12 protein-coding genes are annotated in these 14,313 nt (G+C 52.5%); 3 read left to right on the forward strand and 9 right to left on the reverse strand.

Annotation, left to right across the window (positions count from 1 at the left end; genetic code table 11):
- Positions 1-3: 3 nt before the first annotated feature.
- From QZ170_RS04025 to QZ170_RS04035, 3 genes are read left to right on the forward strand one after another with little or no spacing between them, the layout of a single operon-like run.
- Positions 4-576, forward strand: a complete 573-nt coding sequence (locus tag QZ170_RS04025) for a phage holin family protein (RefSeq protein ID WP_297177487.1) — start codon at positions 4-6, stop codon at positions 574-576.
- Positions 542-997 carry a D-Ala-D-Ala carboxypeptidase family metallohydrolase gene (locus tag QZ170_RS04030; protein WP_297177490.1) on the forward strand — a complete coding sequence of 152 codons (456 nt, stop codon included), beginning with the start codon at positions 542-544 and terminating at the stop codon, positions 995-997. Before QZ170_RS04025 ends, QZ170_RS04030 begins: the two co-directional genes overlap by 35 nt.
- Positions 998-1,050: 53 nt before the next feature.
- Positions 1,051-2,028, forward strand: a complete 978-nt coding sequence (locus QZ170_RS04035) for a hypothetical protein (RefSeq protein ID WP_297177493.1) — start codon at positions 1,051-1,053, stop codon at positions 2,026-2,028.
- Between the two features lie 510 nt (positions 2,029-2,538).
- On the opposite strand, the gene QZ170_RS04040 is transcribed toward QZ170_RS04035, so the two are convergent.
- From QZ170_RS04040 to QZ170_RS04075, 9 genes are all read right to left on the reverse strand, one after another.
- Positions 2,539-2,808: a DUF5053 domain-containing protein gene (locus tag QZ170_RS04040; RefSeq protein WP_297177496.1), complete on the reverse strand. Its 270-nt coding sequence runs from the start codon at positions 2,806-2,808 to the stop codon at positions 2,539-2,541.
- A gap of 68 nt (positions 2,809-2,876) precedes the next feature.
- On the reverse strand, positions 2,877-3,020 hold the full coding sequence (locus tag QZ170_RS04045; protein WP_297177499.1) for a hypothetical protein: 144 nt from the start codon (positions 3,018-3,020) through the stop codon (positions 2,877-2,879).
- 436 nt (positions 3,021-3,456) lie between these two features.
- Entirely contained in the window at positions 3,457-4,290 is an 834-nt protein-coding gene (locus tag QZ170_RS09120) for a GLPGLI family protein (RefSeq protein WP_365299913.1), read from the reverse strand.
- Positions 4,291-4,486: 196 nt separating this feature from the next.
- Positions 4,487-5,332 carry a GLPGLI family protein gene (locus QZ170_RS04050; protein WP_297177502.1) on the reverse strand — a complete coding sequence of 282 codons (846 nt, stop codon included), beginning with the start codon at positions 5,330-5,332 and terminating at the stop codon, positions 4,487-4,489.
- A gap of 710 nt (positions 5,333-6,042) precedes the next feature.
- Positions 6,043-7,308 carry an amidohydrolase gene (locus tag QZ170_RS04055; protein ID WP_297177505.1) on the reverse strand — a complete coding sequence of 422 codons (1,266 nt, stop codon included), beginning with the start codon at positions 7,306-7,308 and terminating at the stop codon, positions 6,043-6,045.
- Between the two features lie 10 nt (positions 7,309-7,318).
- Positions 7,319-8,683, reverse strand: a complete 1,365-nt coding sequence (locus QZ170_RS04060) for a dipeptidase (RefSeq protein WP_277086221.1) — start codon at positions 8,681-8,683, stop codon at positions 7,319-7,321.
- 258 nt (positions 8,684-8,941) lie between these two features.
- Positions 8,942-10,222 (reverse strand): phosphopyruvate hydratase, encoded by a 1,281-nt coding sequence (gene eno / locus QZ170_RS04065; protein ID WP_297177513.1) that lies wholly within the window; start codon positions 10,220-10,222, stop codon positions 8,942-8,944.
- 594 nt (positions 10,223-10,816) lie between these two features.
- Positions 10,817-11,155 carry a PG0541 family transporter-associated protein gene (locus tag QZ170_RS04070; protein WP_297177516.1) on the reverse strand — a complete coding sequence of 113 codons (339 nt, stop codon included), beginning with the start codon at positions 11,153-11,155 and terminating at the stop codon, positions 10,817-10,819.
- 11 nt (positions 11,156-11,166) lie between these two features.
- Positions 11,167-14,307 carry an efflux RND transporter permease subunit gene (locus QZ170_RS04075; protein WP_297177519.1) on the reverse strand — a complete coding sequence of 1,047 codons (3,141 nt, stop codon included), beginning with the start codon at positions 14,305-14,307 and terminating at the stop codon, positions 11,167-11,169.
- Between the last annotated feature and the right edge of the window lie 6 nt (positions 14,308-14,313).

A 14,313-nucleotide genomic window follows, 5' to 3' on the forward strand; every position in this document is an offset into this window, starting at 1 on the left:
TCTATGTTCCCAACACTCACTACACTAGTCTCTACAGCCGATCTCATCCGAGATAGCCTCCTCTTTGTCGCCCTGCACGGAATTGTACTTATAGCAGTGCTCATAGATCTCTCTAGTGGCTGGCACAAGGCAAAGCGGCTCGGAGTTGCACGTACTAGCAAGGCTTTGAGGAAAACTGTCAGCAAGGTTAATAGCTACCTCTCCTGCCTGCTTCTGCTTTCCATGATGGACGTTGCTCTCTATATCGTGGACTTCTGGACTCGTTTCAGTATGCCGGAGCTCCCTTACTTCTGCGCCCTCGGTACCATCCTCGTCCTCATTATTGAACTCCGTAGCGTTTATGAAAATCGCTCCGTGAATGACCCATCCCTCCCTGACGAGGACGAAGTTATTCTATCAGAAAAAGTTCAAGGTGGACTCGAAGTTTTAGAGAGCGCGCTCCACCTCATCTTACGGGCAAAGACTAAAGGCTTATCTGAAGAGGATATCCAACAGCTTTCCCGACTTATCTCCCTTATTCCACCCAAAAATCAGACCCAAGATGAATCTCAATCCCAGTCCCAGCCTCAGGACTAAGTACTTTACCCTCTCCGAACTCGTTCACAGCTCGACGGCCACAAATCGAGGCTGGTCTAACACCCCTACCCCCGTGGCTCTCTCCAATCTTCACCGTCTCATGGTCTACCTCGACAAGATCCGTGAGGCTTATGGCGCTCCAATCCGAGTGTCTAGTGGCTACCGGAGTCCTCGCCTCAATAAAGCTGTCGGTGGCGTTCCAGACAGCCAGCACCTCTATGGTCTAGCCGCAGACCTTGTCACGGAGGATCTCCCGCGCCTATTTGAGGTAATTAGAGCCCTCGGAGGCTTTGACCAGCTCATTGATGAGCGTCCGAAAAGCAGTAGTAGATGGGTGCACGTCTCTATTGCCGCCGAAGGTAGTAAGCCTCGGGGCCAAGTCCTCCTATATAACGGGAGAGGATACAAGCATATTAAGTAATTACAGGAAGAGCCCATGGGCACTCCCTTCACTTCAAACAGGATGATACGACAATGATAGACTTAAAGAATGTTGTACGTGTACCCTATGGTACCGACCAGCTCTTCAGCCTCATAATCGACTTCGAAGAGCCCGGAAACCCTCCTCCCGTTGGAGACCCGCTCCCCCCGCCACTAGATCTTAGACAGGTGGAGGGGCTGACCGTCACGCTCAGTAGCGAGTGTGGGGATGTCTACAGCGATATTCCTATCCGCATCGGGGAACGAGAAGGGCGACATAACCTGCTCTTCGTGGAGCTACCGTGGGAGAAGCAGCATCTTGGACTCTGGTGGTGTAATGTCGTTTTCGACATCCCTAATAACGACTATGCAGATGGCAAGTGGCACCATACGAGGCGCTTCCCTTTATGTTACGTGGCAGGGGCAGAGACCGCGGGTAGCGTACGCCCACGGCCTCAGCCCGAGCACACTCTACTTCTTTCTCGTGCCACTGGAGCGTCGTATCCCTTCTCTGCTCCGGATATGGAGACAAACCTATTCGTCTACAGTAGACTCGCTATGGGACGTATTAACTACAGTAATATTGAGCAGGCCTTTGGCTATGTCCATGACCCGACATTCTACCAGATTGCTCCAGGGGAGGTACTCCGATTTACGGAGTACGGACTATTCAAGGGCTGGGAAAATCTGTCCACGAATATCTATAAGGGGTGGGCTGATGCTCATCCTCCTGCGAGTGTCATCTTCTACGATGAACTTCGTGTACCCTTCCTGAAAGTGGAATACATAAAGGTGTCTGAAGCTGGAAATGGCGGGAGGAGTAAGGATAAGCGACACGTTAGTGGGGAACTCATCATCGCCCCAAGGCGCGCAATGTACTACCGATACGACGCTATCTGGCAAGGGGCTGCATTGATTCTACAGCGTGTTGATATCCGCCGTCCTGCCCCAAGACCTGACGCCTTTCGCCCAAGCCCGATAGACGAACAGTCTCGCTACCCCTTTCCAGAGATAATTCCTTTCCCAAACTAAGAGGTGCTATGAAGAGAAAAAAGATTTTCCTTGCTCTCCTTATCTACCCGTGGTTATTCCTAGTGGGCTGTCAGGTGAGGACACGAACCGTGACCTTGGAGCGGATAAAGACTGAGTGGCGCGACCGAGTTGTACGTGACAGTGTCCTCATCCATGACAGCATCTACGTCCAGGAGAAGATCCGAGGAGATACCGTCTACCGAGAGCGAGAGGTGTGGCGTTCCCGAGAACGAAAGGTACACGACACCATTCGTCTTTATCGTACCGACACCATACCAGTCCCAGTTGAAGTGGTTCGTGAGGTACCCCGTCCCTTCTTCCAAGAGTTACGGCGCTCAGCGCTTTTGCTATGCGTCGTCCCGATAGTATTCGCAGCGGTGATACTTGCCCTTCGGAAATGGAGACGGCGCTAAAGGAGGCAAAAGCAATGACCCCCGAGATCGAAATCTCGAGGGTCATAAAGAAGGGGTGCCTAGTGACTTGATTTGTGATTAGATGATCCCCCTTCTTTTATAGAGCATCTGCACAACGTCGAATCCGATCGGCTAGGTCACAAAGAGCTCCTTTGAGCTCGGCTTGTTCTTGCTCGGTGAACCCTGCATTGAGGCCACCATATATGCCATCCATCTTGTGGTACATCCACGAGGATGACTTGCCAAAGTATCGGCGTGCTAGGCCACGCCAAGATATGTCAAGTAGGATGTCACTGACTTTCTCCTTTACGCTACATTGCTCTGTAGCTTCCTTTACGGGCATGTGAACTGAAACACTCATCGTCATACAACTATCATTAGTTTCTTTTTAGTTTCAGTCACCTCCTCGATAGTTCGAGGAGGTGGCTGTTTCTTTTAAGGGAGATCTACTAGGTCATCGAAGACCTGTTGTGCTGCAAGTAGGAGTTGCTCATATCCATTCGGGTAAGCTCTTCGGATATTCCGAATGAGCTCTATGAGCTCCACTTCTTCTTCCTCTAGTTCCATTTTCTTTGTCATAGGCGTTGTTGTTTATTATCTAATCACACCACAAAGATAATACGAATATTCGTATTACGCAAATTGATACAATCAATATACCCACTACAAAATAGCGCACGCCCCGCGCATATCTGCGTTTTGAAGTTTCTATACTCATTGAAAATTCATACTTTTATAGCGGAATAGTGCGAACCCAGGCGATTCACAGAGCGGTTACCTCACAGTAACCGCTTTTTCTTTGATAGCGTCTGTGCATCATCTAGTTACACAGCTATCCCACTAGTTTGGAGCCGTACGGACAAACTAGGATTTTAGGGCTTTTTACGCATGATTTGCGCACATTTTGCGCACGCCCAAAAAACGTGCGCAAGAATTAAGAATAGGACATGAGCCGTAGACTTCCGCCTAGGTGAGGCTTCCGTCTAAATACGTTCGTAAGGGAGATAGAGAGGATTTATTCCAACTCAATGGGATTATAGGGGCATGTGAAGTCTGATGTGAGAGGACCCTCGGGGGTGAACACCTGGGGAGCACCTATCGATCTAAGGAACCGAGCTGGGTTACGGAACATACATGCAATGGTTCGGTTAGCCTGCTCTCTCGTAGTATCTGTATAGGGCCAATCCCAGAGCTTTATGAAGGTCGTCCTGTGTAAAATCTCATCTGCTGTATACTTCACTTCTCCTGTATCATCATAGACCTCTAGGACAAGGCCGGGGAGAGAAGAGAACTTCCAAGGGCCAGCAGAAAGAGGCAATGCGAGTGTAAACCAAGCACTATAGTTTCGCCCTCGGAATCGGCAAGTCGCTAGTTGGCAAGGGTAGCCTAAGATGGTCTTCTTTTCACTAGAAAATTCCCACTTAATCTGAGGGAGGGGTTCCTGATAGCGCAAGACTGGACCATCGGAGAACGTCCTATATACTGTAGTCACAGATTGATCCACTAGACAGGTGTATAGATCCTCCCTTTGTGCATAGTCAGAATATGTAGGTAGCACTCGTGTCCCCTGTTTGAGCAAGACTGTAGCGACGGAGTCTGTCTGGTATAGGTTCTCACTATAGGACTTGGTGTACCTATCTCCGATCTGGAGGGTGACGACATCTTCGTCTGCCACTTTCTGCTGTGTGGAAGCTTTCGATAGGTACCGGTATCTAACAAGGTATCGTGCTGTGTCCAGAGTCCTATATTTAGCTAGGGAGCGAGCTACAGCAAAGATACAATCTCGCTGTGCCAACAGAGCGGATGCAGACACAAGAAACAGAGTAGCGATGAATACTAGACTTTTCACGGCACCTAATACTTACTTAAACTACAGAAAGCTAATGTTTGCGCTTACCTTCCACTATGGCACAGTCACCGAATCGATACAATCAAGTTCTACAGATGGGGAGCACTGCTTTGCATGGGGAAGTACCGCCTCTGATACTGTGTGGGAGCCTCTACATCGTATGGGGCAACGGCATAAGCCTTATACTTCAGGCTCTTTATTCCACCTCTAGCCATAGCCATTCAAAAGAGAAATCTCGATTCTTATTCGTATTTCCCATATAGATTTGTGCCCCCGTTGCTTGCTCACAGAAGACGATAGGTTGCTTATGCATACGCAGAATGATGCGTCGTAGCTTATCACGCGTCGTCTCGATATGCGGGTAGGTCCAGAAGCGAATAGGAGTAGACTTCTTATTCTCTATCGCGGTACAGGTAAAGACAAACTCTTCCTTTGTATCTTGGACGGCTAGTATTAGCCCAGGAAGCCCACAGAATTTCCACGGCCCATCGGATAGTGGTATATCCGAGCTAAACCAGGCAACATATTCACGGCCCCGAAACTTACCCTTTGCTTTCTGGCACTTATATCCAAGGACATTCTTCGTCTCGGGTAGGATTTCCCACCCAAAGTTGGGCTTGGGCTCGGTATATCTTCCATACCCTGCTCCTAAGAAAAGACGGTACGATGCTGTTAACTCCTTCGAGCTCGGATATCCCTTGAAGATATCTTCAGGGAAGGTTATCCCGCCGTGGGCAGTGATGAGTTCAGCCCCTCGCTTTCTCTCTTCATCTGCTATCTCTCGGAGTCTTAGAATATCCTTGCTGTAGGTGGCGGATATCCGCTTACCGATGAGCAAAGTTTGCACATCTGTATATCCCAGATGACGATACTTGGGGTCGGTGTATAGTTTGACTACGATTTTGTAGCTAACTTCATACATCGCTGTATCAACGACCTTGCACTTAGCTATCTCTCCATAGCAGTTAGGGAAGATAGGTATCCCTGCTGACAGGGTCACTACTTGCACGAGCAAGTAGAGGGCTAGAACCATTCGTCTCATAATCCTATATCTTTTAGTTATCTGAGTTTCCCTCTTGGTGTGAGGGCTACAGTCCATATTATTTCGACCCTGTATCATAGTTACTGAGCACCTCATACCAAGGGACAAGATGGCGAACTTGGCAAAGGTAACTTGGCTTGTTTCACAGAGGTGGGGGATGTCGTTCTTCATTCGTTAGGAGTATTTTCTATGTGTTTGATTGGTATTCCTATCGTCGTTCCCTATGACGGAGCGTGAAGTGTCATTCCTCAGTCATCATATCGTCGTAGTAGTGTACGGTTGTGAGCATGATAGCTATATCCCTCAGGATATTCACGGTCACTCTTACGTATGGTGCACCAACAGTAGGCTGTCCTCTCCAGAGAAGCCTTAACCTTCCGTAGATCCTCTCCTGCAGGGCCATGAACTATCTGTATGGATGTGTTGTCTCCTTCAAGCATAGGTTATCGTTCAATAAGTTAGTACCTCACAAAGATACATTATAGTTTAATAGAGTGATCCTCTAATGAGGTGCGACGCAGGTAGCGACGTCATCAATACGCGGGAGCTAACGGAGCTACCCGCTCGCGAGAGCTATGTGTCTTTGTCGAGCGGAGTATATTTTGCGATGTTGCAGCTCTCCGACAATTACAGGGGTAAGGATACAAACTAGCCCACACAGCATAGGAGCTATGTGGGCTAGTCTATAAGAGGATTCTGACGACGTATATCTATCCGTGTCCGAATAGTCGTCGGGCGACTTCCCTGGCCTCGGCAATGATCTCTTCTTGGCCTGGGACGTAGCGGTCTCGCATGCGTATGACACCGTCGATGATGACGGTGTCGATACAGCTACTGCCGGAGGTGGCGTAGACGAGGTTGGAGGTCAGGCTATTCAGAGGCACCAGCTCTGGTACGTTGAGGTCTACAAGGGACAAGTCAGCGAGCATACCCTCGGCGATACGTCCTGCGGGGATCTCTAGGATCTCTGCCCCGCCGATAGTGACGGTGTGATAGATGTCCGCAGCCTTGGTCGCTGTAGGGCTAAACCGCCAAGCCTTACCCAGGAGCGAAGCTAGCTTCATCGCTATGACCATATCGAGGTTGTTGGACGAGGAGCAACCATCTGTGCCGATGCCGAGGCGTATGCCCCGCTTCTTCATCTCCTCGTACTTGAAGGTATAGCCACTGCACAGCTTCATATTCGAGGCTGGGTTATGCACGACACTTACCCGATGCTTTGCTAGGAGATCCATCTCCTCATCATCCACCCACACGGCATGGGCGACGATCAGGTGCTCGCTCAGGATACCGAGCTTCTCGAGGTAGCGCACGGGCGTCAAGCCATGCTGGCGAACACACTCGTCCACCTCGCCCTTGGTCTCTGCTAGGTGGAGATTGATCTTGACATTATGCTCTACGGCGAACTTGTGGCAGAACTGCAGTTGCTCCCCACTGACCGTATAGATAGCGTGAGGCCCGAGGGTGAAGGTGATGCGGTCACTAAAGGCCTTGAAGGCCTCGTAGTACTCGTAGCTACGCTTACGGTCAAGGGCTGCACGCTCCGCCCCTCCTTGGTCGAAGAGCGTATAGGAGAGGTGGGCACGTAGCCCCAGCTCCTCCACAGCCCGAGCCGTCTCCAGCGGATGCATGTACATATCGAGGAAGCATGTAGTCCCCGAGCGCAGCATCTCCAGACAAGCCAGCCGAGCCCCCACATAGACATCGTGGGCGGTCATCTTGGCCTCCACGGGCCAGATATAGTCCTCGAGCCACTCCATCAGGGGCAGGTCATCGCCGTAACCCCTGAAGAGGGTCATCGCTGCATGCGTATGGGTGTTGATGAAGCCTGGGATGACAGCCTTGTCCGTCCCATCGATCACCTCCGCACCCTCTGGGGTGGGGAGGTTAGGGGCAATGCGAGCTATGCGGTTGCCCTCGATGAGGACGTCAGTGATGGTGTCCTCGTGGAGGACATTCTTGATCAGTATGGACATGCAGGAGGATTTATCTCTTGGGGTAGATCTTGTAGAACTCGGCGACGGACTCGATGCCCTTGTAGAAGATATCTAGGGGCATATTCTCATTGGGCGAATGGATAGCGTTGCTCTCCAGACCGAAGCCCATGAGGATCGTCTTGATGCCAAACACCCGCTCGAAGGCTGCGATGATAGGAATACTCCCCCCACGGCGTACCGCTAGAGGACGCTTGCCGAAGGCTACGCCGATAGCTTCCTCGGCAGCCTGATAGGCAGGTAGATCGATGGGGCAGAGGTAGGCCTCACCTCCGTGCATGGGGGTGACCTTCACACGCACGTACTTGGGTGCGATCTGCTCGATATACTTGACGAAGGCTTCGCTGACGGTGTGGTGGTCCTGATTGGCGACAAGACGGCAGGAGACCTTAGCGTAGGCCTTGGAGGGCAGGACGGTCTTTGCTCCCTCGCCTTGGTAACCACCCCAGATCCCGCAGACATCAAAGCTAGGACGGCAGCTATTACGCTCGAGGGTGTGGTAGCCCACTTCGCCGAAGAGGTCATCTACGTCGAGGAACTTCTTGTATTCCTCTTCGCTGAATGGGATCTTGGCGATCATCGCACGCTCTTCATCCGATAGGGGCACGACGTCGTCGTAGAAGTGTGGGATGGTGATGCGCCCGTCCTTGTCCTGTACCTGTGCGATGAGCTTACAGAGCTCGTTGATGGGGTTCGCCACCGCACCACCGAAGTGCCCTGAGTGTAGGTCGTGGTTAGCACCCGTGACCTCGATCTCCCAGTAAGCTAGGCCACGTAGACCCGTCGTGAGCGAAGGGGTCTCGGCGCTGACCATGCTCGTGTCAGAGACGATGATATTGTCTGCACGTAGCATCTCTAGGTGCTCACGGCAGAACTGCTCCAGATGTGTTGAGCCGATCTCCTCCTCACCCTCGAAGAGGAACTTCACGTTGCAGTGTACCAGCCCTAGTGCCATCGCCGTCTCGAAGCCCTTGACCTGGATCATGGACTGTCCCTTGTCGTCATCGGCGCCACGTGCCCAGATATGACCGTCACGCACCTCAGGCTCGAAGGGTTCGCTCTTCCACAGCTCGAGTGGCTCGGGGGGCATCACATCGTAGTGGGCATAGACGAGGATGGTGGGCAGGGAAGGATCCTTCTCGTAGTGCCCGAAGACGATGGGATTACCCGCCGTCTGATAGATCTCGACGGTCTGCACCCCTAGGCTCAGCAGATGCTCACGCCAGTGCTCTGCACAGCGTTGCATATCGGGCTTGTGCTCACTCTGGGCACTCACGGATGGGATACGGATGAGGGCAAATAGATCCTCTAGGAAACGACCTTCATTCTGCTTGATGAATTCTTTTATCTGGCTCATACTGAAGTATTGTTTAGTTAGTTGTGTCCCCCACCCTCCCCCACGGGGGCTGATAGGGTACTCCATATTATATTTAGGGTAAATGTACAACAAATTAGCGACTAACCTCTCCTACGCCGAGGCCGAGGTCTCCAGAGGGGGGGCTATACACCCCTCACTCGTAGGGAGAGCATGGGTACCTATAGAGACGTAGCGAGCCCCTGAGTGTGTAGGGTCACACTCAGGGGCTCGACGTATCTGTGGAGTCAGTAGCAGAGACTACTTGACGCGCTTGTAGCCGTAGACAGCGAGATCACCAAGCTCTTCCTCGATGCGGAGGAGCTGGTTGTACTTAGCCATACGGTCGGTACGGCTGAGCGAACCCGTCTTGATCTGACCAGAGTTCGTAGCCACTGCGATGTCAGCGATCGTAGCATCCTCGGTCTCACCAGAGCGGTGGGAGGTGACGGAGGTGAAGCCGTGGCGGTGTGCCATGTCGATAGCGTCGAGTGTCTCGGTGAGGGTACCGATCTGGTTTACCTTGATGAGGATAGAGTTACCACAGCCCTCAGCGATACCACGACGGAGGTACTCGACATTCGTTACGAAGAGGTCATCACCTACGAGCTGGATCTTCTTGCCGAGCTTGTCGGTGAGCTTCTTCCAGCCTTCCCAGTCGTTCTCTGCCATACCATCTTCGATCGAGTCGATAGGATACTTCTCTACGAGCTCGGAGAGGAAGGCGACCTGCTCATCGACTGTACGCTTGACCCCGTGTGCACCTTCGAACTTCGTGTAGTCGTACACACCGTCCTTGAAGAACTCCGAGGAAGCGCAGTCCATAGCGATCGTGATGTCCTTACCGGGTACATAGCCTGCCTTTTCTACAGCCTTCAGGATCGACTCGATAGCGTCCTCTGTACCGTTGAGAGCAGGAGCGAAACCACCTTCGTCACCTACTGCAGTGCTTAGGCCACGGTCGTGGAGTACCTTCTTGAGGCTGTGGAAGACCTCGGCACCCATACGAAGACCTTCACGGAAGGAAGAGGCTCCGACGGGACGGATCATGAATTCCTGGAAGGCGATAGGAGCATCCGAGTGAGAGCCCCCATTGATGATGTTCATCATAGGTACGGGGAGCACGTAGGTATTCGTGCCACCGATGTAGCGGTAGAGGGGGATGTCCAGGTACTGAGCAGCAGCCTTGGCTACAGCCAGCGAGACACCGAGGATAGCATTTGCACCGAGCTTGCTCTTGGTCTTGGTACCATCGAGGGCGATCATCTTTAGGTCGATCTCGCGCTGATTGAGGGCACTCATACCGTAGAGCTCAGGAGCGATGACGCTGTTGATGTTCTCTACAGCCTTTAGGACACCCTTACCGAGGTAGCGGCTCTTATCACCATCACGTAGCTCGAGAGCTTCGTTCTCACCCGTAGAGGCACCGCTGGGGACAGCAGCACGGCCGATGATACCACATGCTAGGTGCACGTCTACTTCTACAGTGGGGTTCCCACGCGAGTCGAGGATTTCACGCCCGACGATCTTGATAATTTCCATAACTAAATACTAATTCGAATTAGTAAATCTACTAGTGATTATACTTGCTCGCAAAGATACGATTATTATAGTGAATAGCCAGCCACTTATCTGTCAGGGCTGATGCATGAAATCACTATAGTGCGAGGGCAAGGTCGACAAGGAGTATACGCCGAAGATAGAAGTATCCGTATCCTAGTCTAGATATGCCATGCGAATACCTCCTACCTAGGAGGGATGAGTGTACACGCGTGTACACAACTGTATACCCACGTGTACACAACTGTATACACGCGTGTACACAAGTGCGCTCTAAGTATCTTCTCTGTAGGGCTCGCTTGTATGTCTGTTTCTGGGGATATAATACCTAGGATCTTTAGTGATGGGCTAAGGCTCCCTGGGAGCAGAAATAATACCCCCGAAGATCCAAAGGCAGGAGTGTGCGAGCGAGATCATGCGTCGGCCCTGACTTATCTATACTAACTCCAGGGAATCTCCCCCCTGCCATATCGGGGTCAGTCCACCCAAGCCTTCCAACGAAGAGGGGCTACCCACAGATATAGATCTGGTAGGTAGCCCCGAGAGAAAGAAGTTCTTCGATGAAGGGGGCTAAGGCTAGATCATCTCCTCGACAGCCCAGACGAAAGCACGGAGCCCCTGGTCGGGGGTCGCTTCATCTAGCGCACGTAGGGCAGCGAGCAGGTCGTGCACCTTAGTCGCAGGCACCACGATGAGCATGGCGGAGTTCATCGTTGGCCAGGCATGGCTCCCGATGTGAGGGACACCCGTAGTCGTACCTCGTCCCCGAGCCTGCTCCCACGAGGTATAGCCCCGGAGGTTCTGCTTGTCGAGGATACGAAGGATCAGCTCGTGGTAGGCCTGATTATAGGCTATGAAGACGGACTTCTGTGGCTCACTAGGAGCAAAGGACTTATTCTCATTCATGATGATCATTCGTTTAGCAGTTAGTGAGTAGCCACAGCCTTGTGGGCGAGCTTACGAGCAAGCTTCTTCTCGATACGGCGACGCTCACGCACCATACGACGTGCCTCAAGGGCAGCGTAGAGTGTGGGGATGAGGATCAGGGTGATAAGCGTGGAGAAGGAGAGCCCCCATGCCACTGTGATCCCCATAGACTGCCACATCTCCGAGCCCTCACCGATACCCAGTGCCATAGGTACCATACCGAGTACGGTAGTCAGGGTCGTCATCAGTACGGGGCGTAGACGGGACTTACCCGAGGTAGTGACAGAGAGTGCCACACCCATACCTCGCTCACGACAGAGACGGATATAGTCGATGAGTACAATCCCGTTCTTGACCACGATACCGATCAGCATGATCATACCGATGAAGCTCATCGTATCCAGAGGCACCTGCGTCACCAGTAGCCCGATGAACACACCCGTGAAGGCAAACGGCACGGAGAACATAATGATGAATGGATCGACAAGACTCTCGAACTGAGCCGCCATCACGATGAAGACCATCATAATAATAAGGAGCATCAGAGTCGTCAGGTCTCCGAAGGTCTCCTGCTGATTCTCATAGGCACCTGTGATCTTGTAGGACAGCCCTGAGGAGAGGGGATGATCCTTCAGTACCCCTTGGATATCCGCCACGAGGTCACTGAGCTGGTGCCCTGGACGAGGATTAACCGTGACTGTGACGACACGTGTACGGTCCTTACGCTCGATGGTCGGAGGGGTAAAAGCCTCCTCGATACGTCCCAGTTCGGAGAGACGTACAGCCTTGCCCTGAGGGGTATAGACGACCATGTTCTGTATATCCTGTAGTGACTGACGGGTATCGGGTGCAAAGCTCACACGGATATCGTACTCATTCCCATCCTCACGGAAGCGGGAGGCTACTGATCCATTGACGGCATTACGCAGGTAGGAGGAGGCGGTAGCTAGGTTCAGCCCATTCTCTGCGAGCTTCTGCCTGTCAAAGGCAAAGCGTATCTCGGGCACATAGTCCTTACGACTAATGGTAATCCCGGAGGCTGTGGACTTCTTCTCCATCTCCTGACGGAAGAGACGGGCATAGGTATCGGCCTCTGTGAAGTCCTGTCCATAGATCTCGAGGGATACACCATTACCACCCTGCTCTTGCCCTCCTCCAGTAGTGACCTTATAGGAGGATACGGAGGGATACTCAGCGATGATCCTACGCATGCGGTCGGCAGCCTCATCCTGTGTCTGTGTGCGCTCTGAGCGCTTGTACATACCCACATACATGGTAATGACATTGCTCCCATTATCCTGCACAGAAGCCCAAGCATCCCCATCCGAAGCCTGCCCTACACTCATAGAGATCGTCTCGATGGAGGGTATCTCCTTGCGCATGCGAGCCTCTACCTCTAGCCCTAGAGCCTTGGCCTCCTCGACACGTGTGCCCACGGGGAGCTCGATCGTGACATCTAGGAAGCCGATATCCTGCTGGGGCATGTAAGAGGTCTTGATGAAGCTCAGCCCAAGGAGACTCATCACAAAGATCCCCATGGTGATCAGGATCGTGCTACGGCGGTGGCGCACTGTCCAGCCTAGTGTACGAGCATAGACCTGATCTAGGCGACCTAGGAAGCGCTCGATAGGTGCGAAGAAACGCTCCATCAGCTTACTGCGATTGGCGTCTCGCTTAAGCAGCTGTGAGCAGAGCATCGGAGTAAGCGATAGGGCTGCTGTCGTGGAGACGATCATCACGATACTGATACTCCAGCCTAGCTGTCGGAACATAATCCCCGCCTCACCAGGCATCATCGTCAGCGGTAGGAAGACGGCGAGCATCGTCAGCGTGGAGGCGATGACTGAGATCCCGACCTCATTGGTAGCATGTACGGCGGCCTGCTTGGGATAGCTCCCTCGCTCGATGTGGGTCGTGATGTTCTCGAGTACTACGATCGCATCATCCACGACCATACCGATGGCGATGGAGAGAGAGCTGAGGGATATAATGTTCAGTGTATTGCCCGACACCAGTAGGTAGATGAACGAGGCAACAAGGGAGATCGGGATCGTCAGCACAATGATGAACGTCGCCCTCCAGCGTCCTAGGAAGACGAAGACGACAAGCATCACGATGATGAAGGTGATGAAGATCGTATCCTTGAGGTTATTCACCGTACTGACGATGAAGTCGGAGGTATCGATGAGGTACCCCACCTTGACGTCCGACGGGAGGGAGGACTGGATCTGGGGAAGTAGGCGACGGATCTCCTTGGCGATCTGTACGGAGTTAGACCCGTCCTGCTTATTGACGATGATGATAGCCCCGCTCTTACCATTGACGTAGTTCTCCTGCTGACGCTCAGCGACAGTATCCTTGACCTGAGCTATATCACGCAGATAGATATCCTTGCCACCGAAGCTCGCTACTACGATATTCTCTAGTTGCTTAGGGTCGGTGAACTCCCCCTGTATACGTATAGAGCTCGTACGGGAGCCGATGTCGATCTGGCCAGCAGGGATATTGGTATTCTCGGCAGCGATGAGCTGAGAGATCAGCCCGAGGGTCAGGTGATAAGCCTCTAGTCTAGCAGGGTCGCAGTAGACCTGTATGACACGCTTCTGTGCCCCAGCGATATTGATTGCCCCGACACCATCGACGCGCGCTAGAGGGTTGCTGACCTTATCCTCGAGGATCTTGTAGAGCCCCTTACTACTCTCCTCGGACTCGACAGAGAGGATAGCGACTGGGATAGAGCTGTTGTCGAACTTGAAGATGACGGGCTTCTTCGCCCCATCAGGTAGGTTGTCCGATATAGCATCGAGCTTGTCACGGATGTCATTCGTCGCCTCATCGATAGGTGTACCCGCACGGAACTCCATGGTGATGACCGAGACATTCTCACGGCTCTTGGAGGTGATGTGCTTGAGCTTATCGATCCCATTGAGCGTGTTCTCTAGGGTCTTCGAGAGGTTCGTCTCGATGTCCTCGGCACTCGCCCCGGGATACGAGGTGATGATCATGACCTTCGTCGCATCTGTCTTAGGCATCAGCTCGATGGCTAGCCGTGATAGGGCGAAGAGCCCCAGCACAGTGATCGCCACGTAGATGAGTGCCGTAGTGATCGGCTTACGGACGGATGTTTCGTAGATACTCATGGGGTG

The organism is uncultured Porphyromonas sp. (genome assembly GCF_905372525.1).
In the GTDB taxonomy this organism is placed as follows: Bacteria; Bacteroidota; Bacteroidia; order Bacteroidales; family Porphyromonadaceae; genus Porphyromonas.